Source organism: Pseudolysinimonas sp., assembly GCF_057350545.1.
Map to the genome: position 1 here is coordinate 38,336 of NZ_JBMRCP010000024.1, position 22,774 is coordinate 61,109.

24 protein-coding genes and 1 tRNA gene are annotated in these 22,774 nt (G+C 70.7%); 17 read left to right on the top strand and 8 right to left on the bottom strand.

The window, feature by feature from the left end; genetic code table 11:
- The first annotated feature begins 40 nt into the window (after positions 1 to 40).
- On the top strand, positions 41 to 1,255 hold the full coding sequence (locus tag ACO1X9_RS03005) for a RimK family alpha-L-glutamate ligase (protein ID WP_486349344.1): 1,215 nt from the start codon (positions 41 to 43) through the stop codon (positions 1,253 to 1,255).
- On the opposite strand, the gene ACO1X9_RS03010 is transcribed toward ACO1X9_RS03005, so the two are convergent.
- Positions 1,252 to 1,767, bottom strand: coding sequence for a MarR family winged helix-turn-helix transcriptional regulator (locus tag ACO1X9_RS03010; RefSeq protein ID WP_486349345.1), 516 nt, complete (start codon positions 1,765 to 1,767; stop codon positions 1,252 to 1,254). The two genes, ACO1X9_RS03005 and ACO1X9_RS03010, sit on opposite strands and share 4 nt — an antisense overlap.
- Before the next feature lie 95 nt (positions 1,768 to 1,862).
- On the opposite strand from ACO1X9_RS03010, the gene ACO1X9_RS03015 reads away from it, so the two are divergent.
- Positions 1,863 to 3,980: an MMPL family transporter gene (locus tag ACO1X9_RS03015; protein ID WP_486349346.1), complete on the top strand. Its 2,118-nt coding sequence runs from the start codon at positions 1,863 to 1,865 to the stop codon at positions 3,978 to 3,980.
- Here ACO1X9_RS03015 and pntB read toward each other — a convergent pair.
- From pntB to ACO1X9_RS03035, 4 genes are all read right to left on the bottom strand, one after another.
- Entirely contained in the window at positions 3,967 to 5,379 is a 1,413-nt protein-coding gene (pntB, locus tag ACO1X9_RS03020; RefSeq protein WP_486349347.1) for a Re/Si-specific NAD(P)(+) transhydrogenase subunit beta, read from the bottom strand. The genes ACO1X9_RS03015 and pntB overlap by 14 nt on opposite strands.
- Positions 5,376 to 6,929: a Re/Si-specific NAD(P)(+) transhydrogenase subunit alpha gene (locus tag ACO1X9_RS03025; protein WP_486349348.1), complete on the bottom strand. Its 1,554-nt coding sequence runs from the start codon at positions 6,927 to 6,929 to the stop codon at positions 5,376 to 5,378. Before ACO1X9_RS03025 ends, pntB begins: the two co-directional genes overlap by 4 nt.
- Before the next feature lie 271 nt (positions 6,930 to 7,200).
- A complete protein-coding gene (locus ACO1X9_RS03030) occupies positions 7,201 to 7,668 on the bottom strand; it encodes a heme-degrading domain-containing protein (protein ID WP_486349349.1) in 468 nt (155 codons plus the stop codon).
- Entirely contained in the window at positions 7,665 to 8,555 is an 891-nt protein-coding gene (locus ACO1X9_RS03035) for a cytochrome b/b6 domain-containing protein (protein ID WP_486349350.1), read from the bottom strand. Before ACO1X9_RS03035 ends, ACO1X9_RS03030 begins: the two co-directional genes overlap by 4 nt.
- A gap of 47 nt (positions 8,556 to 8,602) precedes the next feature.
- Here ACO1X9_RS03035 and ACO1X9_RS03040 point away from each other — a divergent pair, with 47 nt between their 5' ends.
- A complete protein-coding gene (locus ACO1X9_RS03040; protein WP_486349351.1) occupies positions 8,603 to 9,427 on the top strand; it encodes a sulfite exporter TauE/SafE family protein in 825 nt (274 codons plus the stop codon).
- A 45-nt stretch (positions 9,428 to 9,472) separates the two neighbouring features.
- Here ACO1X9_RS03040 and ACO1X9_RS03045 read toward each other — a convergent pair whose 3' ends face one another.
- Positions 9,473 to 10,108: an MBL fold metallo-hydrolase gene (locus ACO1X9_RS03045; RefSeq protein ID WP_486349352.1), complete on the bottom strand. Its 636-nt coding sequence runs from the start codon at positions 10,106 to 10,108 to the stop codon at positions 9,473 to 9,475.
- A 58-nt stretch (positions 10,109 to 10,166) separates the two neighbouring features.
- Here ACO1X9_RS03045 and ACO1X9_RS03050 point away from each other — a divergent pair, with 58 nt between their 5' ends.
- From ACO1X9_RS03050 to ACO1X9_RS03075, 6 genes are all read left to right on the top strand, one after another.
- A complete protein-coding gene (locus ACO1X9_RS03050) occupies positions 10,167 to 10,445 on the top strand; it encodes a metal-sensitive transcriptional regulator (protein ID WP_486349353.1) in 279 nt (92 codons plus the stop codon).
- On the top strand, positions 10,445 to 12,634 hold the full coding sequence (locus ACO1X9_RS03055) for a copper-translocating P-type ATPase (RefSeq protein WP_486349354.1): 2,190 nt from the start codon (positions 10,445 to 10,447) through the stop codon (positions 12,632 to 12,634). Before ACO1X9_RS03050 ends, ACO1X9_RS03055 begins: the two co-directional genes overlap by 1 nt.
- A 107-nt stretch (positions 12,635 to 12,741) precedes the next feature.
- On the top strand, positions 12,742 to 13,677 hold the full coding sequence (locus ACO1X9_RS03060; RefSeq protein ID WP_486349355.1) for a diacylglycerol/lipid kinase family protein: 936 nt from the start codon (positions 12,742 to 12,744) through the stop codon (positions 13,675 to 13,677).
- 90 nt (positions 13,678 to 13,767) lie between these two features.
- Positions 13,768 to 13,843 (top strand) — tRNA-Glu (locus ACO1X9_RS03065).
- A gap of 110 nt (positions 13,844 to 13,953) precedes the next feature.
- On the top strand, positions 13,954 to 14,415 hold the full coding sequence (locus tag ACO1X9_RS03070) for a thioredoxin family protein (RefSeq protein WP_486349356.1): 462 nt from the start codon (positions 13,954 to 13,956) through the stop codon (positions 14,413 to 14,415).
- A gap of 7 nt (positions 14,416 to 14,422) precedes the next feature.
- Positions 14,423 to 15,157 carry a cytochrome c biogenesis protein CcdA gene (locus tag ACO1X9_RS03075; protein WP_486349357.1) on the top strand — a complete coding sequence of 245 codons (735 nt, stop codon included), beginning with the start codon at positions 14,423 to 14,425 and terminating at the stop codon, positions 15,155 to 15,157.
- 28 nt (positions 15,158 to 15,185) lie between these two features.
- Here the strand turns inward: ACO1X9_RS03075 and ACO1X9_RS03080 are convergent, their stop codons facing one another.
- A complete protein-coding gene (locus ACO1X9_RS03080; protein ID WP_486349358.1) occupies positions 15,186 to 15,815 on the bottom strand; it encodes a hypothetical protein in 630 nt (209 codons plus the stop codon).
- Between the two features lie 101 nt (positions 15,816 to 15,916).
- On the opposite strand from ACO1X9_RS03080, the gene ACO1X9_RS03085 reads away from it, so the two are divergent.
- Positions 15,917 to 16,570: a hypothetical protein gene (locus ACO1X9_RS03085; protein ID WP_486349359.1), complete on the top strand. Its 654-nt coding sequence runs from the start codon at positions 15,917 to 15,919 to the stop codon at positions 16,568 to 16,570.
- Positions 16,571 to 16,579: 9 nt separating this feature from the next.
- The gene (locus ACO1X9_RS03090) at positions 16,580 to 17,215 is read left to right on the top strand and encodes an SOS response-associated peptidase family protein (RefSeq protein WP_486349360.1); all 636 of its coding nucleotides are present in this window, start codon (positions 16,580 to 16,582) and stop codon (positions 17,213 to 17,215) included.
- Here the strand turns inward: ACO1X9_RS03090 and ACO1X9_RS03095 are convergent.
- Entirely contained in the window at positions 17,212 to 17,529 is a 318-nt protein-coding gene (locus ACO1X9_RS03095) for a 2TM domain-containing protein (protein WP_486349361.1), read from the bottom strand. The two genes, ACO1X9_RS03090 and ACO1X9_RS03095, sit on opposite strands and share 4 nt — an antisense overlap.
- A 213-nt stretch (positions 17,530 to 17,742) precedes the next feature.
- Here ACO1X9_RS03095 and ACO1X9_RS03100 point away from each other — a divergent pair, with 213 nt between their 5' ends.
- Genes ACO1X9_RS03100 through ACO1X9_RS03125 form a run of 6 tightly spaced genes read left to right on the top strand, consistent with a single transcriptional unit; the run spans position 17,743 to position 22,773 of the window.
- A complete protein-coding gene (locus ACO1X9_RS03100; protein ID WP_486349362.1) occupies positions 17,743 to 17,949 on the top strand; it encodes a Flp family type IVb pilin in 207 nt (68 codons plus the stop codon).
- A 26-nt stretch (positions 17,950 to 17,975) separates the two neighbouring features.
- On the top strand, positions 17,976 to 18,359 hold the full coding sequence (locus tag ACO1X9_RS03105; protein WP_486349363.1) for a TadE/TadG family type IV pilus assembly protein: 384 nt from the start codon (positions 17,976 to 17,978) through the stop codon (positions 18,357 to 18,359).
- Positions 18,356 to 19,513: a pilus assembly protein TadG-related protein gene (locus tag ACO1X9_RS03110; protein WP_486349395.1), complete on the top strand. Its 1,158-nt coding sequence runs from the start codon at positions 18,356 to 18,358 to the stop codon at positions 19,511 to 19,513. Before ACO1X9_RS03105 ends, ACO1X9_RS03110 begins: the two co-directional genes overlap by 4 nt.
- A 37-nt stretch (positions 19,514 to 19,550) precedes the next feature.
- The gene (cpaB, locus tag ACO1X9_RS03115) at positions 19,551 to 20,201 is read left to right on the top strand and encodes a Flp pilus assembly protein CpaB (RefSeq protein WP_486349364.1); all 651 of its coding nucleotides are present in this window, start codon (positions 19,551 to 19,553) and stop codon (positions 20,199 to 20,201) included.
- Positions 20,198 to 21,373, top strand: coding sequence for a CpaE/TadZ family protein (locus tag ACO1X9_RS03120; protein WP_486349365.1), 1,176 nt, complete (start codon positions 20,198 to 20,200; stop codon positions 21,371 to 21,373). Before cpaB ends, ACO1X9_RS03120 begins: the two co-directional genes overlap by 4 nt.
- Positions 21,370 to 22,773, top strand: coding sequence for a TadA family conjugal transfer-associated ATPase (locus tag ACO1X9_RS03125; RefSeq protein ID WP_486349366.1), 1,404 nt, complete (start codon positions 21,370 to 21,372; stop codon positions 22,771 to 22,773). Before ACO1X9_RS03120 ends, ACO1X9_RS03125 begins: the two co-directional genes overlap by 4 nt.
- The last annotated feature ends 1 nt before the right edge of the window (position 22,774 follow it).

Here is a 22,774-nt window from a genome sequence, read left to right on the forward strand (position 1 = left end):
ACCATCCTGGCAGTCCCCACCACTACGACTGGCCCTCCCCATGAAACTCGCCCTCCTGTCGCGCGCGCCCAAGGCGTACTCGACCCAGCGGCTCAAGGCCGCGGCGCAGCAGCGCGGACACGACGTGCGCGTGCTCAACACCCTGCGCTTCGCGATCGATCTCTCCGGGCCTGAGCCCGACCTCCAGTACCGCGGCATCCGCCTCTCCGACTACGACGCGATCCTCCCGCGCATCGGCGCCTCCATCACCTACTTCGGCACCGCCGTCGTGCGTCAGTTCGAGCAGATGGATGTCTACACGCCCAACACCGCGAACGGCATCTCGAACGCGCGCGACAAGCTGCGGGCGACGCAGATCCTCTCCCGCCACAACATCGGGATGCCGGCGACGACGTTCGTGCGCAACCGCGGCGACGTGCGCGCCGCCATCGAGCGGGTCGGCGGCGCCCCCGTTGTGATCAAGCTCCTCGAGGGGACCCAGGGCATCGGCGTGATCCTCGCGCCCGAGGTGAAGACCGCCGAGGCGATCATCGAGACCCTCCAGTCGACCAACCAGAACGTGCTCATCCAGCACTTCGTCTCCGAGAGCAAGGGCCGCGACATCCGCGCGCTCGTGGTCGGCGATCGGGTCGTCGCGGCGATGCGCCGACGCGCGCAGGGCGACGAGTTCCGCTCGAACGTGCACCGCGGCGGCAGTGTCGAGCCCGTCGAGCTGTCGCCCGAGTACGAGCAGGTCGCGGTGCGCTCGGCGCAGATCATGGGTCTGCGGGTCGCGGGCGTCGACATGCTCGAGGGCGACGAGGGTCCGCTCGTCATGGAGGTGAACTCCTCACCGGGGCTGCAGGGCATCGAGACGGCGACCCAGCTGGATGTCGCGGGCGCGATCGTCGACTACATCGCGAACCAGGTGGCCTTCCCCGAGATCGACGTGCGCCAGCGGCTGTCGGTGTCGACCGGCTACGGCGTGGCCGAGATCCTCGTGCACAACAACGGCGACTTCGTGGGCAAGACCCTCGGGGAGTCCGAGCTCGGCGAACGCGACATCACGGTGCTCACGGTGCACCGGGGCACGACCGTCATCCCGAACCCGCGGAACCGCGTCGTGCTCGAGGTCGGCGACCGGCTGCTGTGCTTCGGCAAGCTCGACGAGATGCGCTCGATGATCCCCGAGCGACGGAAGCGCCGCACCCGGGTGCGCAAGCTGCCCGCCGAGCCGATCCCGGCTCCGGCTCCGGCTCCGGCTCCGGAGAGCTAGCCCCCGGACGCGGCGGGCTCGGCCGGCTGCCGCTCGGCGGCGTGCTCGCGGTACAGGGCGACCACGCGGCGCAGGTAGCGCGTGATCGCGTCGCGCTCGTCGTCGTCGAAGTCGTCGAGCTCGGCGTTCACGCCCATGATCATCGGGATGATGCGGGCCATCGCCTTGTCGCGCGAGGCGGGCTTCGGCACGACGAGGAGGCGCCGGCGGTCGGCCGGGTCGGCTTCGCGGGTCACATGCCCCACAGCGACGAGGCGGTCGATCGCGGTCGTCGTCGAGGCGGTCGAGATGCGCAGCCGTCGGGCGAGCTCGCCGGGGGAGAGCGGCCCGCTCATGAGCAGGTGCTCCATCGCCTCGAGGTCGGTGGGGTTCACCGACAGTTCGGCCCCGAGGGTGCGCTCGAACTCGTCGCTCACGTCGAGGAACTCGCGCAGCAGCCGGGTGGCCTCGTGCATCCTTCCGGGGTCGCCGAAGGTGGCCGGAGCGGCCGCGGCGGTCTCGGGCTGATGCATGCTCACATCGTATCCGCGCTGTCGCTAGATAGACTGATAGTTTGATAATCTAGCGAAATCGCCCATCGCGCCATCGATCGACTCGAGGAGAAACAGTGTCCGGCCTGCTGCGTTTCATCACGTCCGCGAAGACATCCTGGATCCTGCTCGTCCTCGCAGCCGTCGCCGCCGGGGCGCTCTTCGCCGTCGCGGGGAGCGAGGAGGCCGAGACCGCGCCGACCGTCGGGCTGCCCGCCTCCGCGGAATCGGAACGCGCGCAGCAGCTGCTCGATGAGTTCCCGAGCGCCGACGGCACGTCCTCGATCCTCGTCTTCGCCGCGGACTCCGGCGACCTCACCGAGGGCGAGCTCGCGACGATCGCCGCGAACGCGTCGGGCGACCTCGCAGACCTCTCGGCCGAGGGCTTCGTGCCGCCGGCCCAGGTCTCCGACGACGGTTCCGTCGCCTTCCTCGTCGTGCCGCTCGAACCCGAGTCCGACGTCGCGGCGCAGGCCGACCGCGCGCAGGAGCTGCGGGATGCGGCCTCCGCCGACCTCGACGGGGTCACGGTCTACCTCACGGGCGCCGAGGGCTTCGAGGTCGACATCGCCGCGGTGTTCGCCGGAGCGGACTTCACGCTGCTGCTGACGACGGTGATCGTCGTCGCCATCCTGCTGCTCATCGCCTACCGCAGCCCATGGCTCTGGCTCGTGCCGCTCATCGTCATCGGCGTCGCCGACGCGCTCGCCGGCATCGTCGCACGGCTCGTCGCGTCGGCGGTCGGCGTGCAGCTCGACGCGTCGATCACCGGCATCCTCTCGGTGCTCGTCTTCGGCGCGGGCACCAACTACGCCCTGCTGCTCATCTCGCGGTACCGCGACGAGCTGCGCCTCCATGAGAGCCGGCGCGAGGCGATGCAGAAGGCGCTCCGCGGCGCCGGCCCCGCGATCATCGCGAGCGGGTCGACCGTCGCGCTCGCCCTTGCGACGCTGCTGCTCGCCGAGCTCGCCGGCAACCGCGCGCTCGGCCTCGCCTGCGCCGTCGGCGTCGTCGTCGCGATGATCTTCGCGCTGTTCGTGCTCCCTGCGGCGCTCGTGCTCTTCGGGCGCGGACTGTTCTGGCCCTACGTGCCCCGGTTCGGCTCGCGCGACGCGATCTCGACGAGCCTGTGGGGTCGGCTCGGGCGCGGGGTCTCGAAGCGGCCCCTCGTCGTCGCCGCCTCCGGGTTCCTCGTGCTCGCCGCGATGGCGAGCGGACTGTTCTTCGTGCAGACCGGGCTGTCGCAGAACGACCGGTTCCGCCAGGTGCCCGAAGCCGTGCAGGGTCAGGAGGTGCTCGCCGACGCGTTCTCGGCCGGCACGACCTCGCCCGCGACCCTCGTGGTGCCGGTCGACGACGCGGAGGAGACCGTCGAGACGATCACCGACCTCGACGGGGTGGATGCCGCCGCGATCCGGGAGACCACCGACGACTATGCCTCGATCGCCGTCACCCTCGACGCCGCCGCCGAGACCCCCGAGGCCTTCGCGACCGTCGAAGCGCTGCGCGCGGCACTCGACGACATCGGCACCGGCGAGGGCCTCGTCGGCGGGCTCGACTCGCAGGCCCTCGACGTCTCGCAGGCGCAGGCCCGCGACCAGGCGCTCATCATCCCGCTCATCCTCGTGCTGGTCTTCGTCGTGCTGCTCGTGCTGTTGCGTGCCCTCGTCGCCCCGCTGCTGCTGCTCGTCGCGGTCGTGGCGAGCTACTTCTCGGCGGTCGGCTTGAGCTGGTGGCTGTTCCAGACGCCGCTCTTCGGGTTCCCCGCGATCGACGACAACGTGCTGCTGTTCAGCTTCCTGTTCCTCGTCGCGCTCGGCGTCGACTACAGCATCTTCCTCGTGACGCGAGCCCGCGAGGAGGCGGAGCGGCTCGGCATCACGCAGGGCATGATCCGCGGCCTCGCCGCGACCGGCGCCGTCATCACGAGCGCCGGCATCCTGCTCGCCGCCGTCTTTGCGGTGCTCGGCGTGCTGCCGCTCATCACCCTCACCCAGATCGGCGTCATCGTGTGCGTCGGCGTGCTCATCGACACGCTGCTCGTGCGCACGGTGATCGTGCCCGCGCTCGCGTTCCTCACGAAGGACCGCTTCTGGTGGCCCCGCCGCCCGCGGCTGACCGATGCGGAGGCTGCGGCGCAGGGTGCCGACGGTCTCGCCCCCGTCGGCACCCCGGAGCCGGTCAGAGCTGCTTGACGATGTCCTCGACGCGGTCCTTCGCGTCACCGAACAGCATCTGCGTGTTCTCCCGCCAGAACAGCGGGTTGGCGACGCCGGCGTAGCCCGACGCCATCGAGCGCTTGAACACGATGACGTTCTCGGCCTCCCAGACCCGCAGCACCGGCATCCCGGCGATGGGGCTCGACGGATCCTCCGACGCGGCGGGGTTGACGGTGTCGTTGGCGCCGATGACGAGCACGACCGACGTGCCGCTGAGCTCGTCGTTGATCTCGTCCATCTCGAACACGATGTCGTACGGCACCTTCGCCTCGGCGAGCAGCACGTTCATGTGCCCCGGCAGGCGGCCCGCGACGGGGTGGATGCCGAATCGCACCTCGATCCCGCGGGCGCGGAGCTTCGCCACGAGGTCGGCGACCGGATACTGCGCCTGCGCCACCGCCATCCCATAACCCGGGGTGATGACGACGCTCGTCGCGGCTTTGAGCAGCTCGGCGGCGCCGGCGGCATCGATCTCGCGGTGCTCGCCCTCCTCGGCTGCGTCGCCCTTCGGCGCCTCGATGCCGAAGCCGCCCGCGATGACCGACAGGAACGAGCGGTTCATCGCCGTGCACATGATGTAGCTCAGGTACGCACCCGAGGCGCCGACGAGGGCACCGGTGACGATGAGCAGGTCGTTGTTCAGCAGGAAGCCCGCCGCGGCCGCCGCCCATCCGGAGTAGCTGTTGAGCATCGAGACGACGACCGGCATGTCGCCGCCGCCGATCGACGCGACGAGGTGCAGTCCGAGCAGCAGGGCGAGCACCGTGAGCGCGATGAGCAGCGGGAGACCCGGGGTGATCACGTACCAGACGGTGAGCCCCGCGAACACGACGAGGGCGCCGAGGTTGAGGGCGTTCTTGCCGGGCAGCATGAGCGGCTTCGACGAGATGCGCGCCGCGAGCTTGAGATACGCGACGACCGATCCGGTGAAGGTCACGGCGCCGATGAAGATGCCGATCGCGACCTCGGCCGAGTGGATCCCTTCGAGCTCGGGCGCCACGTGGGCATCCCCGAGCGCGCCGTTCCAGCCGACGAGCACCGCGGCGAGGCCGACAAAGCTGTGGAACAGCGCGATGAGCTGCGGCATCCCGGTCATCTCGACGCGCGCCGCACGCCAGAGGCCGATCGCTGCGCCGACGACGAGCGCGCCGCCGAGGAGGGCGAGGCCGAGCAGGCCGTTCTCCTGCTCCAGCAGGCCGAGCACGACGAGCACACCCGTCGCGAGGAGGGCGAGCGCCATGCCCGCGATGCCGAAGCGGTTGCCGCGGCGGGCGGTCTCGTGCTTGGAAAGTCCCGCGAGGCTCAGGATGAAGAGCAGCGCGGCGACGATGTAGGCGGCCGTCGCGGCCGCCGAGGCGAACTCGACGACGTTCATCGGGTCACCTCCTTCGCGACGGTGCCCTTGGAGAACATCGCGAGCATCCGTCGGGTGACCGCGAAGCCGCCGAAGATGTTGATGCTCGCGAGCAGCACGGCGACGGCGGCGAGCACCTGTCCCGGCAGCGACGGCGTGACGAGCTGCACGAGTGCGCCGACGACGATGATCCCGGAGATCGCGTTCGTGACGCTCATGAGCGGCGTGTGCAGCGCGTGGGCGACGTGGCCGATCACGTAGAAGCCGACGACGACCGAGAGCGTCAGCACGAGGAAGTGCTGCGGCAACGGCGGTGGGGCGAACGCGCAGACCGCGAACAGCAGGGCGATGCCGAGCAGGATGAGCGCGGTGCGCAGCCCGGGGCGCGGCTCCTTCTTCGCGATCGCCACGGGGGCGGGGGCGGATGCCGCGGCCGGGGCGGCCGAGACCGTCACGGGCGGAGGCGGCCAGGTGGTCTCGCCGCCGCGGGTCACGGTGATCGACCGCTGCACGACATCCTCGAAGTCGAGCTCGAGGGCGCCCTCCTTGCCGGGCGTGAGCAGCTTCAGGAGGTTGAGCACGTTCGTCGAGTAGAGCTGCGACGCCTGCCCGGGAAGGCGGCCCGCGAGGTCGGTGTAGCCGAGGATCACGACGCCGTTGTCGGTGACGACGCGCTGGCCGGCGACCGAGCCCTCGACGTTGCCGCCGGAGCCTGCGGCGAGGTCGACGATGACGCTGCCGGGCTTCATGCTCGCGACATCCGCCGCCGTGAGCAGCCGGGGTGCGGGACGGCCGGGGATCGCCGCGGTCGTGATGACGATGTCGACCTCGCGCGCCTGCTCGGAGTAGATCTCGGCGGCGCGGCGGTCGTAGTCGGCGCTCGTCGCCTTCGCGTAGCCGTCGGTCGAGACCATCTGCTCCTCGACCTCGACGGCGAGGTACTCTCCGCCGACGCTCTTCACCTGGTCGGCGACCTCGGGACGCGGGTCGGTCGCGCGCACGATCGCGCCGAGGCTCGCGGCGGTGCCGATCGCCGCGAGGCCCGCGACGCCGACCCCGGCGACGAGCACCTTCGCGGGCGGCACCTTGCCGGCAGCCGTGATCTGCCCGGTGAAGAATCGTCCGAACTCGTTCGCCGCCTCGACGACCGCGCGGTAGCCGGAGATGTTCGCCATCGAGCTCAGCACGTCGAGCGACTGCGCGCGCGAGATACGCGGCACGGCATCCATCGCGAGCGCCGTCACGCCGCGCTCGCGGAGCGCCTCGAGCAGCTCGGGTCGCTGGGCGGGGGCGAGCAGGGCGACGAGGGTCGCGCCCTTCGTCAGCAGCGCGATCTCGTCGTCGGTCGGTGCGGCGACCTTGAGCACGACGTCGGACGACCACGCGCCCTTCCGAGTGACGAGGGTCGCGCCCTGCTCTTCGTACGCCGGGTCGCGGAACGACGATGCGGAGCCCGCGCCGCGCTCGACGACGACCTCGTAGCCGAGGCCGCGGAGTTTCGCGACGGAGTCGGGCGTCGCGGCGACCCGGGTCTCGCCCGGGCGTTCGGCGACGATGCCGATGGTGGTCATCTGAGAGTCACTCCTGCTGTGGTGGTAGGGAACAACGATGTTCTCGACGCAGGGTGAGGAGTGGGTGGCGCCCGCCGATCAGCCCCCGGTCGACCGGGCGCATGCCTCTCGCGGAACACTGGCAGAGCATCCCGCGATCGTCAAATCGCAGCTGACGCGCAGCGCCGACCGCGGGTTGAGTGCCCGCCGTAGGCGGGTGTATCGAAACCCCACGTTCGACGAGCCTGGTTTCGATACACCGCGCTGCGCGCGGCACTCAACCCGCGGCTGATTATCGGGCAAGGTAGCGGCGGATGGCCTCGGCCGAGGTCGCGTGGTCGACGACGTCCGGTTCCCCCGAGGTGGTGATCGACCCGACGACCTCGCCGTCGACACGCAGCGGGATCGAGCCACCGTGCGCCTTGAACGCGTCGTGGTCGATGTCGGGCAGCGCCTCGAACGGGGTGCCCGCCTCCTCGTGACGTCGCCGCACGAGCAGCGACGATTCCCCGAAGCGCATGACGACGGCGTGCTTGCCGGCGAGCCACGGGTCGTTGCCGGGGCCGGAGTCGCCGAGCTTCGCCTGGAAGACGATGTCGTCGCGCAGCACGATCCGCACCGCGAGGTTGAGCCCGCGCTCGTCGATCACCTCGACGGCGGCGAGTCCGAGGTCGACGGCGTCGTCGTTGTCGAACGACGGGAGGTCGAGCGCGTCCTCCCGCTCGAGGTCGGCGGCCGTGTACTGCGGAAGATCGGTCATTTCCGTACGGTACCGCCGAGGGCGGCGAGCCGCTCGAGCACGGCGGGGCGGGCGACCACCCACCCGACGACCATGACGACGACGGACACGGCGAAGACGACGAGCCCGATCCACGACTCGTCGTCGCGCCCCGCGTACATGTGGTTGAGGTTGCGGATCGCTCCCGTCGCGAAGATGAGCACGACGTGCACGAACGTGAACGCGACGAAGTAGACCATCACCGCGATGTGCAGCCAGCGCGTCGGCTTCTCGGGCACGAACCGCCACGCAGGCGGCCAGATCGACGACAGCCGCAGCCCCGTGAACAGCGCCAGCGGCGCCGCGATGAACACCGTGAACCCGTACATGAGCAGCTGCAGCGCGTTGTAGTGCACCCAGCCGTCGTGCACGGGCCAGTCGAGCGACAGGTACTGGATGAACACGCTCAGCGCGTGCGGCACGACATCCCACGACACCGGCACGAGCCGCAGCCACTGGCCGGTCGCGAACAGCAGCACCCAGTACAGGATGCCGTTGCCGACCCACAGCGCATCGAGCACGAGGTGGAACCAGACGTGGATGCTGAGCCGCTGCGGCGGGTTCGTCGTGCGGATCAGGCCGTCGTTGCGGCGGGTCCAGAACGACGGAGGACGCTTGCCCGAGCCGATCTGCCAGCCCGTGCGCACGATGAGCACGAGGAAGAACGCGTTGAGGGCGTGCTGCCACTGCAACCACCACGGGAAGCCGACGGGCGTCCCTTCGGGGATCGCCGTCTCGCCGGGATACTGCGCGATGAAGCCCTGGATGTCGGGTGTCGTGCGCAGCCACTGGGCGACGAGGACGGCGGCGACGAGCAGCACGAGTGCGATCGGCAGGAGCCACAGCAGAGGGATCCAGCGCCGCGCCACGGGACCAACTTATCGTCCGCCGGGCGCGGCCTAGGATCGGGCACATCGTGACTTCTCCGAACACCCCCGCGCCCGCCCGTCCCGGGGGCCGCCGCATCCTCGCGCTCCTGCTCGTCGGGCTCATCGGCGGGGTCTTCTCGGGCGCCTTCGGAGTGGGTGGCGGCATCGTCATGGTGCCGCTCATGCTGTGGCTGCTGCGGTTCGACCAGCGTCAGGCAGCGGCCACCTCGCTCGCCGCGATCGTGCTCTCGTCGATCTCGGGCAGCATCACCTACCTGGCCACGGGTCACGTCGACGTGGTCGCGGGTCTGCTCGTCGGTGCGGGCGGGATCGCCGGGTCGCTCATCGGCGCGCGGCTGCTGCGCATCCTGCCCGTCGTCTGGCTGCGCTGGGGTTTCATCGCGCTGCTCGTCGTGATCGCGGTGCGGATGTTCCTCACGGTGCCCGATCGGGGTGCCGACATCGAGCTCTCGACATGGACGATCGTCGCGCTCGTCGTGACGGGGCTCTTCATGGGCATCGCGGCGGGGCTGTTCGGGATCGGCGGTGGCGTGCTCGTCGTGCCGATCTTCATCGCCCTGTTCGGGGCGAGCGACCTCGTCGCCAAGGGAACCTCGCTGCTCGCGATGATCCCGATCTCGATCGCCGGCAGCGTCGCGAACGTGCGGGGCGGCCTCGTGCGACCGCTCGACGGCGTCGTGATCGGCTCGGCGGCGGTCGTCGCCTCGTTCGGCGGTGCGCTGATCGCGCTCGTCATGCCGCCGCTGCTGTCGACGATCCTGTTCGGGATCTTCGTCTCGATCACCGCGCTGCAGCTCACGCTGCGCGCGATCCGTCAGCACCGCGCCGCGAAGGACGGCGACGCGACCTGACCCTCGGTGGTCGAGTAGCGCGCGCAGCGCGCGTGTCGAGACCCGTCAGACGTCGAGCGTCTCGCCCGGCTGCAGTTCGCTGAAGGTGCCGCCACCCTGCTCGGTCGCCCACTTCAGGCGCGCCCCGGCCATCTGCTTGCCGGCGACGGAGAGCGTCATGTCGTGCACGTAGAACGCGCGCTTCGGCTTCACCGCGAGCACGTAGTCCATCGCCTCGCCGATCTTGAGCCACGGTGCGCCCACCGGTGCGGCGAGTGTGCCGACCTCGACGCCCGGCTCGGTGTAGGAGTCGCCCGCGTAGTAGAGCTCGTCGTTGACGAGCACCCCGACGTTGTCGATCACCGGGATGGAGGAGTGGATGACCGCGTGCTTCTCGCCGAAGAACTCCAGCTTGAACGCGCCGACCTCGACGACGTCTCCCGCGGCGACGACCTGGACGGAGAACTCGTCGCCTGCGGCGGTCGCGACCCCCTGCGGGGCGAGGATGCGGGCATCCGGGTTCTTGTCGAGGATGCGGCGCACCTGCTCGGCGGTCCAGTGGTCCGCGTGCTCATGCGTGATGACGATGCCGACGACCTCGGGGAAGTCGGGCGGCGTCAGGAAGCTGCCCGGGTCGATGACGAGGTTCTCGTCGCCGAGGGAGACGAGCAGGGTCGCGTGTTCGTACTTCGTGATGCGCACGGTGCGACCCTACCGCCGCACCCGGCGCGCGAATACCCCCAGGGGGTATAGTGTTGACATGATCGACGACTTGAAGAAGCGCTCGCTGCATCGGGCGCGCATCCTCGAAGGCCAGCTGCGCGGGGTGACGAAGATGATCGAGAACGAGGAGTACTGCGTCGACATCATCACGCAGACCCTCGCGATCCAGAAGTCGCTCCGCAGCCTCAACAAGCTGCTCGTCGAGAACCATCTCCGCACCCACGTCGCGGAGATGTTCGCGCAGGGCGGCACCCAGCAAGATGCCGCCGTCGCCGAACTGCTGACCGTCTACGAACTCGAGAATCGGAGCAAGTGATGACCTCGCACGACCACTCCGCCCACACCTCCGGCGGTTCGTCCCACCACGACCACGGCGGCGGCGATCACGCGACGCACGACCACCCCACTCCTCGGTCGTCGAGTAGCGAGCACCGCGAGCGTGTCGAGACGCACGACCACGGCGCGCACGACCACGGCGCGCACGACCACGGCGCGCACGACCACGGGGGTGGGCACGACCACGGGGGCGGGCACGACCACTCCCACCATCACGCGAACTTCCGCCTGCTGTTCTGGATCAGCCTCGGACTGACCGTCCCCACGCTCGTCTTCTCGACCGGCCTGCAGGAGATCCTGGGCCTCGCCGGCCCGCGGTTCCCGGGCAGCGAGTACGTCTCGGCGGCGTTCGGGGTCGCGGTCTTCGTCATCGGCGGGCGCGTATTCCTCCAGGGCGCCATCGGCGAGCTCCGGGCACGGCAGCCCGGGATGATGACGCTCATCTCGCTCGCCCTGCTCGTCGCGTTCGGCTACTCGGTGGCCGTGCTGCTCGGCTTCCCCGGCATGGACTTCTGGTGGGAGCTCGCGACCCTCGTCACGATCATGCTGCTCGGGCACTGGATCGAGATGCGCGCGATCTCGGGCGCCCGGGATGCGCTCGGCGAGCTCGCCAAGCTCCTGCCCGACGAGGCCGAGATGGTGCACGGCGATCACGTCATGACCGTGCCGCTCGCACAGCTCAGCGTCGGCGACCATGTGCTCGTGCGCCCCGGCGCGCGAGTGCCGGTCGACGGCGAGGTCGTCGACGGCGAGTCGGAGGTCGACGAGTCGCTGCTCACGGGCGAGTCCGCGCCGGTCGCCGCGTCGGTCGGATCGTCGGTCGTCGGGGGCAGCGTCAACGGCGCCGGCGCCCTCACCGTCGCGGTGACGAAGCTCGGCGACGACACCGCGCTCGCGGGTATCTCCCGTCTCGTCGCCGAGGCGCAGGCGAGCCGTTCCGGTGCGCAGCTGCTCGCCGACCGCGCCGCCGCGCTGCTGTTCTACGTCGCTCTCGGCACCGCCGCGGTGACGCTCCTCGCCTGGCTGCTGCTGCGGCCCGACGACCCGGCGTTCGTCGTCGAGCGCGTCGTCACCGTGCTCGTCATCGCGTGCCCGCACGCGCTCGGCCTCGCCATCCCGCTCGTGCTCGCGATCCAGACGAGCCTCGGGGCGCGGCGCGGCATCCTCGTGAGGGACCGCGCGGCTCTCGAAGACGCGCGCAACGTGGATGTCGTGCTGTTCGACAAGACCGGCACCCTCACCGAAGGGCGGCAGGGGCTCGTCGGGCTCACCGTCGCCCCGGGTGTCGACGAGGACGAAGCACTCGCGCTCGCGGCCGCCGTGGAGTCGAAGTCGGAGCATCCGATCGCCCGTGCGATCGTCGCCGCCGCGACCGAGCGGGCACTCAAGATCCCGCGCTCGGCCAAGTTCGCCGCCCTCGCGGGCCGGGGAGCGCAGGCCACCGTCGGAGGCCGCGACCTGCGGGTCGGGAGTTCCCGTGTGGCGACCGAGGGTGGCATCCACCTGCCCACCGCGCTCGTGCACGCCTCGCGCGACGCCCAGCGGGATGGCTCGACCGTCGTGCACCTGCTCGAAGGCTCGGAGGCGCTCGCGACGTTCGCGCTCGCCGACGTCGTGCGGGCGGAGTCGGCCGAGGCCGTGGCCGCGCTGAAGAAGCGCGGGGTGCGCGTCGCGATGCTCACGGGCGACTCGCACGAGGTCGCGCACGTCGTCGCCGGTCGCCTCGGGATCGACGAGGTGTTCGCCGAGGTGCTGCCCGCGCAGAAGTCGGAGACGGTCGCGAAGCTGCAAGCCGGGGGAGCGCATCGCGTGGCGATGGTCGGCGACGGCGTCAACGACGCCCCCGCGCTCGCCCGCGCCGACGTCGGCATCGCGATCGGTGCCGGCACCGACGTCGCGATCGAGTCGGCGGGTGTCGTGCTCGCCTCGGACGACCCCCGGGGCGTCGTCGACATCCTCACCCTCAGCCAGGCGGGCTACCGCAAGATGCTGCAGAACCTCGCCTGGGCGACCGGCTACAACGTGCTCGGTCTGCCGCTCGCCGCCGGCGTGCTCGCGGGCGTCGGCTTCCTCATGCCGCCCGCCGTGGGTGCCGTCGTGATGTCGGTGTCGACGATCGTCGTCGCCCTCAACGCGCAGTTGCTGCGGCGTCTGCGCTTCCGGAGGTAGATCGTCGCGCTTGGCTCCAGCCGAGCGCGGTCGGACCCCGCTCGAGGTGGGTCCGACCGCCGATGGCTGGAGCCAAGCGACACTTTCGAGGCCCTACACTCGGGCCCATGCCCGCGACGTCGCGCCCGAAGAAGATCGTCGTCGCCATCAACCCGTCGGCGTCGTTCGGCGCCAGCCGGGATGTCGGGCCGGCGGTCGTGCAGACGCTGCGGGCGATGGGGCACGAGGTGACGTCGCTCACCGAGCCCGACTTCGCGTCTCTCCTCACGTCCGCGCGTGCCGCCCTGAAGAAGCGCCCCGACGCCCTCGTCGTCGTCGGCGGCGACGGCATGGTGAACCTCGGCACCAACCTCGTCGCGGGCACGAAGGTGCCGCTCGGACTCATCCCCTCGGGCACGGGCAACGACATGGCGCGCGGCCTGGGCATCCCGCACGACGACACCGAGGCGGCGATCCGCACCCTCGACGCCGCGCTCGCCGCCGGACCACGCACGATCGACGCGGGCCGCATCAGCTGGGTGGATGCCGTGACCGGCGCCGTCGGGGAGCGCTGGTTCGCATGCGCCTTGAGCGCCGGCTTCGACGCGATCGTCAACGAGCGCGCGAACGCGATGCGGCATCCGAAGGGGCCGAGCCGCTACATCATCGCCCTGCTCGCCGAGCTCACGCGCCTGAAGCCCATCCACTACAAACTCACGCTCGACGGGAAGCCGGTCGAGACGGCCGCCGTGCTCGTCGCGCTCGGCAACTCGGTGTCGCTCGGCGGAGGGATGAAGATCACGCCCGACGCGATGCTCGACGACGGGCTGTTCGACGTGCTCATCGTGCAGCCGCTCTCGCGCGTCAACTTCCTGCGCATCTTCCCGCGCGTCTTCAAGGGTGAGCACGTCGGGCATCAGAAGGTGCGGATCGAGCGCGCGAAGAAGGTGCGGATCGAGGCCGACGGGATCGTCGCGTACGGCGACGGGGAGCGTATCTCGCCGCTGCCGATCGACGTCGAGGTCGTGCCGGGAGCACTGCGGTTCCTGGCCCCGAAGCCCTGACGCGCGGGTCTCGACACGGCCCTCGGCCCACTCGACCACCGATTTCACGACCACCCGAGAGGTGTGGCATACTCATACGGTTGTCGTGACGGCCCCATCGTATAGTGGCCTAGTACGCCGCCCTCTCACGGCGGTAACGCGGGTTCGAATCCCGCTGGGGTCACCAACCGAGAGCCCTGGTCCGCCAGGGCTTTCCGCATTCTCGGCCCCCGTTCACCGTCGCGCGGCTACCGTGGACGATGGAGCGGGGCGCGCCCGCAGAACGGACGGTCCGCGATGACGCCACGATCCCTGGCCACCGCAGGAGTGCTCGCCGTGACGCTGCTGATGGCAGGCTGCGCGGCTGCGCCGAACACTGCGCCGACGACGGACGCCGTCGACCCGGCCCCGTCGGCATCCACCCCGCAGACGCCTGACGCGTCGGCCTCCTCGACGGGTGCCTACCTCGACTACACCGACGGCGCGATCGAGGCGACCGCGGGACCCAAGGTGCTGTTCTTCCACGCGAGCTGGTGCCCGCAGTGCCGCCAGCTCGACGAACAGCTGGTCGCCGAGGGCGCGCCCGACGGGCTCACGGTCTTCAAGGTCGACTACGACAGCCGCACCGACCTGCGCCAGCGGTACGGCGTGACGCTGCAGACGACGGTCGTGTTCGTCGACGATCGCGGCGAGGCGATCTCGAGTTCGGTGCTCTACGACGACCCGTCGATCGCCTCCCTTCTCGCGGCGATGCCGTGAGCCGCGGGTGACCGCCTCTCTGCTGCTGAGCCTCGTCGCCGGGGTGCTCACCGTCGCGGCGCCGTGTGTGCTGCCGCTGCTGCCCGTCGTCGTCGGCGGCGGGATGGTCACGAACGGCGACGAACGCCGGGCCCGCTGGCGGCCGTACGTCATCGCCGCATCGCTCGCCGTCAGCGTCGTGGTCTTCACCCTGTTGCTCAAGGCGACGACGGCGCTGCTCGGCATCCCGCCCCAGGTGTGGCAGATCATCTCGGGCGGCATCATCATCCTGCTCGGGATCGACCTGCTCTTCCCCGTGCTCTGGGACCGCCTGTCGTCACGGCTCGGACTGCAGGCGCGCAGCGGGAAACTCCTCGACGACTCGGTGGCCCGCCAGAGCGTCGTCGGCGACATCCTGACCGGCGCCGCGCTCGGACCTGTCTTCTCCAGCTGCAGCCCGACGTACGCACTCATCCTCGTGACGGTGCTGCCGGTGTCGCTCGCGGAGGGGGTGCTCTACATCGTGGCGTACGCGGTCGGCCTCGCGGCCATGCTGCTGCTCGTCGCCCTGCTCGGCCGCGCCCTCGTGCGGCGGCTGGGCTGGCTCGCGGATCCGCGCGGGTGGTTCCGCCGGGTGATCGGTGTGCTCTTCCTCCTCGTCGGAGTCGCGATCATCGTCGGGTTCGACAAGCAGCTGCAGACCTGGATCCTCGACGCGGGGTGGTACGACCCCATCGCGGGCCTCGAGGCGCTGTTCGGCTGATCGGGGCGGCCCGTCGTCGCGACAGGGCTCAGGGCCGACGCGCCTCGATCGCCCGCAGCACCGAGGCGGTATCCGCAGCGTCGAGAGCCATCGTGACGATCCCCGCCGCGCTGCCCAGGTCGGCGGTGAGCGGCACGTCGTAGGGCTTCACGTCGACGGTGACACTCCAGCGGGAGTCCCCGCCGACCGTGGCGGTGCGCACCATCGTGATGTCGCCGATCTCCGCCCAGTCCATCAGCAGCAGCTCCTTCGGGTCGCGCCCCGGGGAGAAGACGGCGACTCCGCGCCGATCGGCGAGCGCCGTGTACCAGCCGTCGCCGATCTGCACGTCGAGCCCCTTGGAGCGGATGAAGGCGGGCAGGTCGGACACCACGGGCGGCAGTCGGCGAGCCAGGAAGACGACGTCGTCGGGATGCCGCAGCGCGACGGCTCGCATGGTGACGGAGTGCCGCGCGGTGATGACGGCGAAGCTGACGATGAGCCCCAGGATCGCGAGCGCGGCCACGAGGTAGGCCACGAGGATGCCGTCGCGCGGTCCTCCACTCGCGGCGATCGCGATCGCGCCGCCGAGTATGACGACGACCCCGGCGCTCAAGGCGCCGACGGTGATGATCCGGGCGCGGGACCGGAACCGTCGAGTGATGACGTGCTGTGGCATGGGCCGAGTTTCTGTTGTACCCCGATCCGCACCGTATCCGTCACCCGGTGACACCGTCAACCGGCTCGCCGCGGGGTGGGACATTACCTAGCTTGGCTGGTATGGGCGGCGACGATTTCCGGAACTTCATCGAGCGGCTCCTCGACGCACTCGAGGGCATTCGCGATGAACTGTCGCGTCTGGAGACCCCCGAGCCGACGGTCGTCGAGGCGGTGCAGCCCGATCCGTGGCCGGCGATCGCGGCGATCGTGCTCGCCGTCGTCACGGTCGCGGTGGCGGTCGCGGCGCTGCTCATCGCGTGGCGCGCGCTCGGGGTGCTGTCGAGTTTCCGCGACGACCGGGTGATCGCGGGACGCCGGGGGGAACGCGCAGATTACGGCGCGCGAGTGCGCCGCTACTCGGAGCTCCTCGGCATCGAGGCGGTCACTGGGCGGGAGGCTGCTCGTGGCGAGACGGCCGCGTCGCTGCGCTCGAGCCTCGAACACCGGCTCGGGGTCGACCGGGAGCACGGCGCGCTCGAACTGCTCGAAGAGGTCGCCGCCTCGCGCGCGGGCTTCGCCGACCTGCCGCGTGAGTCGCGCGCCTCCGCGAACGGTCTCGCGGCGATGACGACCGAGTGGTCCATCGACCGCTGGGTCGCCGATCCGGATGCCTGGCTGCGCGATCACCGCGAGCGGCACCGGCTCCGCACCCTCGCCGCGCGACCCGCCTCCCCTGAGCCCGAGCCGGTCGAGGGTGACACCCGTCTCTCGTAGGGTGGCGGCATGTGCGCGAGCTACGGGTTGCAGGTGAGGCCCGACGACATCCACTACGGCTTCGCCGTGATCGACGACAAGGCATCGTCGGCCGACCTCGCGAACTGGCTCGAGGAGTTCCGCGACGAGCCGGTGAAGCCGACGGGGGTGCACCGGCGCAACCTCAACCCGATCGTGCGGGAGCGCACCAAAGACGACGCGACGCTGCGCACCGTCGACCTCGCGTGGTGGAAGCTCTGGGTGCGCGGCGAGCCGGCGAAGTTCCCGGCCATCAACGCGCGCGTCGAGGGGCTCGTCGGGTCGGGCGCGTGGAGCGGCCCGCTGAAGAGCCGCCGCGGCCTCGTGCCGGCCACCGAGTACTACGAGAAGGGCCACCGCTTCGGCTTCGGCGGCGACCTGTTCGCCTTCGCCGGGCTCTGGAACATCACGAAGGTCGACGACGACTGGATGCTCTCGTACACGATCGTCACCCAGCCCGCGTCGCCGCACATCGCGTCGATCCACGACAGGATGCCGCTCATCGTGCCGCGCGACCTCTACGACGAGTGGCTCGACCCGCACCGCGTCGGCGACCAGGAGCTGCTCGACGAGGTGGTCGCGGCGAGCCGCCCGCTCGGCGAGAAGCTCGCGATCGGCGACCTCTAGGCCGCGGGCGGCTCGCTCGGGTTTCGGCGGGCGTGCATCCGCGCGATCTCGGCGTCGACATCCGCCTCGGTGATGTAGCGACGGGTCACCCCGTACGCGTCGAGCCCGACGAACACGGCGGCGATCGTCATGCCGATGATCGGCCAGACCGGCCAGAAGTAGGCGGTGAAGTTCGAGGGCAGGCCCGTCGAGAACAGCCAGATCGCGAGCAGCAGCAGGATGATCACGCCGAAGATCACGAGCATGATGTGGAAGTCGTTGCGCGCCTTGAGGCGGGCGCGGGCGGCGGCGCGGATGTCGTCGGTCTCGCTCATGCGATCGACACTATCGGCGGCCCTGAAGAGACTCCAGAAGCGGCCGAGTATGACGCGGACGAGTCGCCCCTTTTCTGGGGCCTGCGGGTGACGCACGGGTGACCCTACCCTGGCGTCACGGAACACCGGACGACGGAGTCGGGACCCAACCACCCCAACGCCATCCGTCGCCCGAGTGCCCGGATCAGGCAAGACACTTTGGGGAGAGAAACCGTGTTCAATTCTGCGTCGGCTCGCATCGGAGCCGTCATCCAATCCCGCCTCGTCCGCGAGGAGAGGGGCGCCACGGCCGTCGAGTACGGCCTCATCGTCGGTCTCATCGCGGTCGCCATCATCGGCGCCGTCGTGCTCATGAGCGGCGCGCTGCAGGACATGTTCGGCGTCATCCAGGGCGAGCTCGAGGACGCGCAGACGCCGTAACCGGCGTCGACGAGCGGATCCGTGTCGTGTTCACGCGACGCGGGTGGGGGAGTGAGCGCGGCGCCGCTGCGGTGGAGTTCGCGCTCGTCCTGCCCATCCTGGTGCTCATCCTCTTCGGGGTGATCGAGTTCGGCGGGGTGTACAACGCCCAGCTGATGGTGACGGGGGCGGCCCGAGAGGGCGCGCGCGAGATGGCGGTCGGGGGAGACCCCGCGGATGCCGAAGCCGCGGCCGTGGAGGCGGTCGTCGTCGCCGGCGCCGAGGCTCTCGACGTCACCGTGTCGCCCGCGACGTGCGCGGCCGGCTCCGACGTCACCGTGACGGTCGTGTACGACCGGCCGTTCCTCACCGGGCTGTTCGGCGCGACGCTCGAGCTGACGGGTCTCGCGACGAGGCGGTGCCAGGGATGATCGGCGGCGGGGCGTTCGCTCGACTGCGCCGCGAGGAGCTCGGCGCGACGAGCGTCATGGTCGTGCTGCTCATGACGGCGCTGCTCGTGAGCGCCGCCCTCGTCGTCGACGTCGGCGCGATGCAGGCGCGCAAGGCGCAGCTTCAGGATGCCGCCGATGCCGCCGCGCTCGCGATCGCCCAGGAGTGCTTCGAGCACGCGGGCACGTCGCCGCTCGGCTGCGCGCCGGCGGTGGCCGCTGACGCCGTCGCGACCGCGGGCGACTTCGCGGTCGCCAACGTCAACGATCGACTCGCCGACGTCGAGATCGTCGAGTTCCCGACCGCCGACACCGTGCGGGTGACCCTCGCGAGCACGCAGGACGGATTCTTCGGCAGCCTCGCCGGGGCCGACAGCACCGCCCTGCGCGCCGCCGCCACCGCGAGGTGGGAGCAGGATGTCGTCCCCCTGCCGCTCGCGCTGGCCGCCTGCAACTTCCCCGGCGAGGGGGAGGAGACGGTGCTCCAGGTCTCGCTCGCCGTGTCGAACGCGGTCTCGAGCCTGCTCGGCACCAGCTGCGGACTGCTCTCGTCGGAGAACCTGCTCAGCAGCCTCAACGGCACGGTGGGCATCGTGTCGGGCGGCTGGATCACGAGCAGCGACCCGATCCTCGGGGCGACCGCCGGCAGCTGCGAGTACGACCCCAACCTGCTCACGACGGTCGCGTCGACGATCTCGAAGATCGCACCGACCTCCTGCGCGAACGCCCTCCGCGGGTGGAACCCGTCCCCGATCAACCCGCAGCGGGTCGTCATGCCGGTGTTCGACAGCGGACTCGAGCAACTCGTCTTCGACGATGTGCTCGGGATCGGCACGATCGACCGCTACGCCGTCTTCGATGTCACCGGCTACTCGATGAGCGGGCTTCTCGGCCTGAGCACGGTGGCGGGCAGTGACACGACGCTGTGCAAAGACTCCGACGGCATGATCGCCCGAGACCTGCAGCAGCTCCTCGACTCGCTCGGGGTGCTCAACCTCCTGCGTCCGGTCCTCGAGCTGCTGCTGAACGCCACGACGCCCGTCACCGGGTGCCAGGCGCTCGAGGGCACCTTCGTCGGCTACGTCGACTCCGTCGAGGCCGCACAGCTGCTCGTGGGCGTCCAGCTCGTCGAGTGATCGCACCATCCGTTTCAGGGGAGAGAAGGAACAACCGATGAGAACCCGCATCATCGCCGTCGTCGTGGCGGCCGTGCTCGCGATCGCCGGGGCCGCGGCCCTCGTGTTCGCCGTCCAGGGGGCGTCGCAGAGCGCCCTCGCCGGCACCCGAACCGAGACGGTGCTCGTCGTGGTCGCTCCGATCCCCGCGGGAACCCGGGGCGAGCAGGTCGGCGACCGTATCGAGGAGCGCGAGATCCCGGTCTCGTACCTCGCCGACGGAGCCGTCGGCGACCGCGACCTCCTCGCCGGACTCGTCTCGCTCGTCGGGCTCGAGCCGGGCGAGCAGATGATCGCCGCGCGGTGGGGTGCGCCCGAGGACCTCGTCGCCGTGGGCGGCCGGGTCGCAGCACCCGACGGCACCCAGGAGGTGTCGCTCGCGCTCGAGCTCGAACGTGTGGCCGGCGGGGCGATCCTGCCCGGCAGTTCGGTCGGCGTGTGGAGCAGCCGCGACGGGGGCACCGCGCTCCTGCTCGACGGGGTGCTCGTGACGGCGCTCGCCTCGACCGTCGCCGCCGACGATCAGGGCACGAGCACCGACGGCGACGTGCTCGTCACGTTCGCCCTCACCGCCGACCAGGCCCGCGCCCTCGTCGAGGCGGCGGAGTACGGCCAGGTCTGGCTCTCGCTGCAGGGACAGGGCTCGTGAGCCGCGTCGTGCTCATCGGGGCGGATTCCCTGCTCGAGCACCAGGCCCGCGTGCTGCTCGGCGACGAGATCGTCACGCTCGCGCCCGCCTCGAGCGACGTGCTCGTGACGAGGATCATCTGGCTCGACCGTCGCCCCGAGCTCATCGTCTTCGGTCCGATGATGCCGACCAGGCTCTCGCTGAGCCTCGGCGGCGCCCTCCGTGACCTCGCCGACGTGCTCGCGCTCGTGAGTGACGACCCCGAGATCATCCCCGCGGCGAAGGCCGCCGGGATCACCGAGTTCCTCGACCACGATCCCGAGCTCGAGCACCTCGACGCGCTCTTCGACTCGGCCCGCGAGCGCGTCGCGCGCGTGCGCGGCGTCGCCGACGTGCGACGTGCGGTCCCGGGGCGTGCGCCCGGGCGGATCCTCGTCGTCGCGAGTCCGAAGGGCGGAGTCGGCAAGACGACGGTCGCGGTCAACCTCGCGGTCGCGCTCGCCGAGACCGAGCCGAGCCAGGTCGCGATCGTCGACCTCGACCTGCAGTTCGGCGACGTCGCCGCGCAGCTCGGCATCTCGCCGCGACACTCGACGGTGGATGCCATGAGCAAGGCGGCGGCACGCGACGAGTTCGTGCTCGGCACCTTCCTGCACGAGCACGCCGACGGCTTCTTCGTGCTCCCCGCGCCGACGAGTCCGGCGGGCGCAGACCACGTCGACCCGAAACGTGTCGGACACCTCCTGCGGCAGCTCGCCGCGCGGTTCCGCTACGTCGTCGTCGACACGACGCCCGGCCTCGGCGACCTCGCCCTCGCCGCCGTGGAGCAGGCGTCGTCGCTCGTGGTCGTCGCCGGACCCGACCTGACGAGTGTGCGCGGCGTGCGGTCCGCCCTCGAGGTGCTGCGCGAGCTGCAGCTCCTGCCGGTGTCGGCGCCCCTCGTGCTCAACGGCCTCGAGCGCAAGATCGGGCTCGACCCCGACGAGGCCGCGACCATCATCGGCGCGCCGATCGACGTCGTCGTGCCGCGCAGCCGAGCCGTCCTCCGCGGTGGCAACGCCGGCATCCCCGTGACGCTGGGCGCCCCGCGCGACCCGGCGTCCCGTGCCCTCCGCGACCTCGCGAAGCACGTCGAACAAGGCCTCACCCGTCGCGAGTGGCGGGATGAGAACACGCGGAGGAAGGTCTCATGAGCCTCTCGGAACGACTCGATGCCAACCGGTTCCGCCGGTCCCCTCAGACTTATGTGCCGGCCGAGGTGGAGCTCGCTGAGACCCTCGACGCCGTGCACGCCCCCGTCGTGCCGCTCACGCCCGCGACCGCCCTCGACGAGCTCAAGGACCTCGCGGTCGAGCAGCTCTACGACCGGATGGGTGCGCGACTCACCGATTCGTCGCTGAGCGAGGAACAGCTGCTCGCGTCGGCCCGACAGGAGCTCGCGATCATCATCGGCGAACGCGGGGGCTCGCTCGGTGAGGACGAGCGCCGCGACCTGATCGAGGATGTCGCCGACGACGCGCTCGGGCTCGGCCCGCTGCAGCGTCTGCTCGACGACCTCACCGTCACCGAGGTCATGGTCAACGGACCCGACCACATCTACGTGGAGCGTCACGGCCGCCTGCAGCGCACCGGGCTCTCCTTCCGTTCCGAGGAGCGACTGCGCCGCGTCATCGAGCGCATCGTCTCCCGAGTCGGGCGGCGCATCGACGAGTCCTCTCCCCTCGTCGATGCCCGCCTCCCCGATGGATCGCGCGTCAACGCGATCATCCCGCCGCTGGCGGTGAACGGGTCGGCCCTGACCATCAGGAAGTTCGCGGCCGACCCGTTCCAGACGCGCGACCTCGTGGAGCTGGGCACCCTCAGCGCGGAGTTGGGGGAGGTGCTCTACGCGTGCGTGCAGGGACGGCTCAACATCGTCGTCTCCGGCGGCACCGGCACGGGCAAGACGACGCTGCTCAACGTTCTGTCGTCGTACATCCCCGCCGACGATCGAGTCGTGACGATCGAGGATGCCGTCGAGCTGCAGCTGCAGCAGGAGCACGTCGTGCGGCTCGAGTCGCGACCGCCGAACATCGAGGGGCGCGGGGAGGTCACCATCCGCGACCTCGTGCGCAACGCCCTCCGGATGCGTCCCGACCGCATCGTCGTCGGGGAGTGCCGCGGCGGCGAGGCGCTCGACATGCTCCAGGCGATGAACACGGGGCACGACGGCTCGCTCTCGACGGTGCACGCCAACGCGCCGCGCGACGCGATCGCGCGGCTCGAGACGCTCACCCTCATGGCGGGTATGGACCTCCCGCTGCGCGCCGTGCGTGAGCAGATCGCCTCCGCGGTCGACCTCATCATCCACATCACGCGGCTGCGCGACGGCACCCGTCGGGTCACGCAGGTGACCGAGGTGGTCGGCATGGAGGGCGACACCGTCACGATGCAGGACGTCTTCGCGTTCGACTTCGCCGCGGGCGTCGACGACACGGGTCGGTTCCGCGGCACCGTGAAGCCGACGGGCCTGCGCCCGCGTTTCACCGAGCGGCTCGAGGAGCTCGGCATCCCGCTCGATCGCCGGGTCTTCGACCGCGAGGGCGGGTACTGAG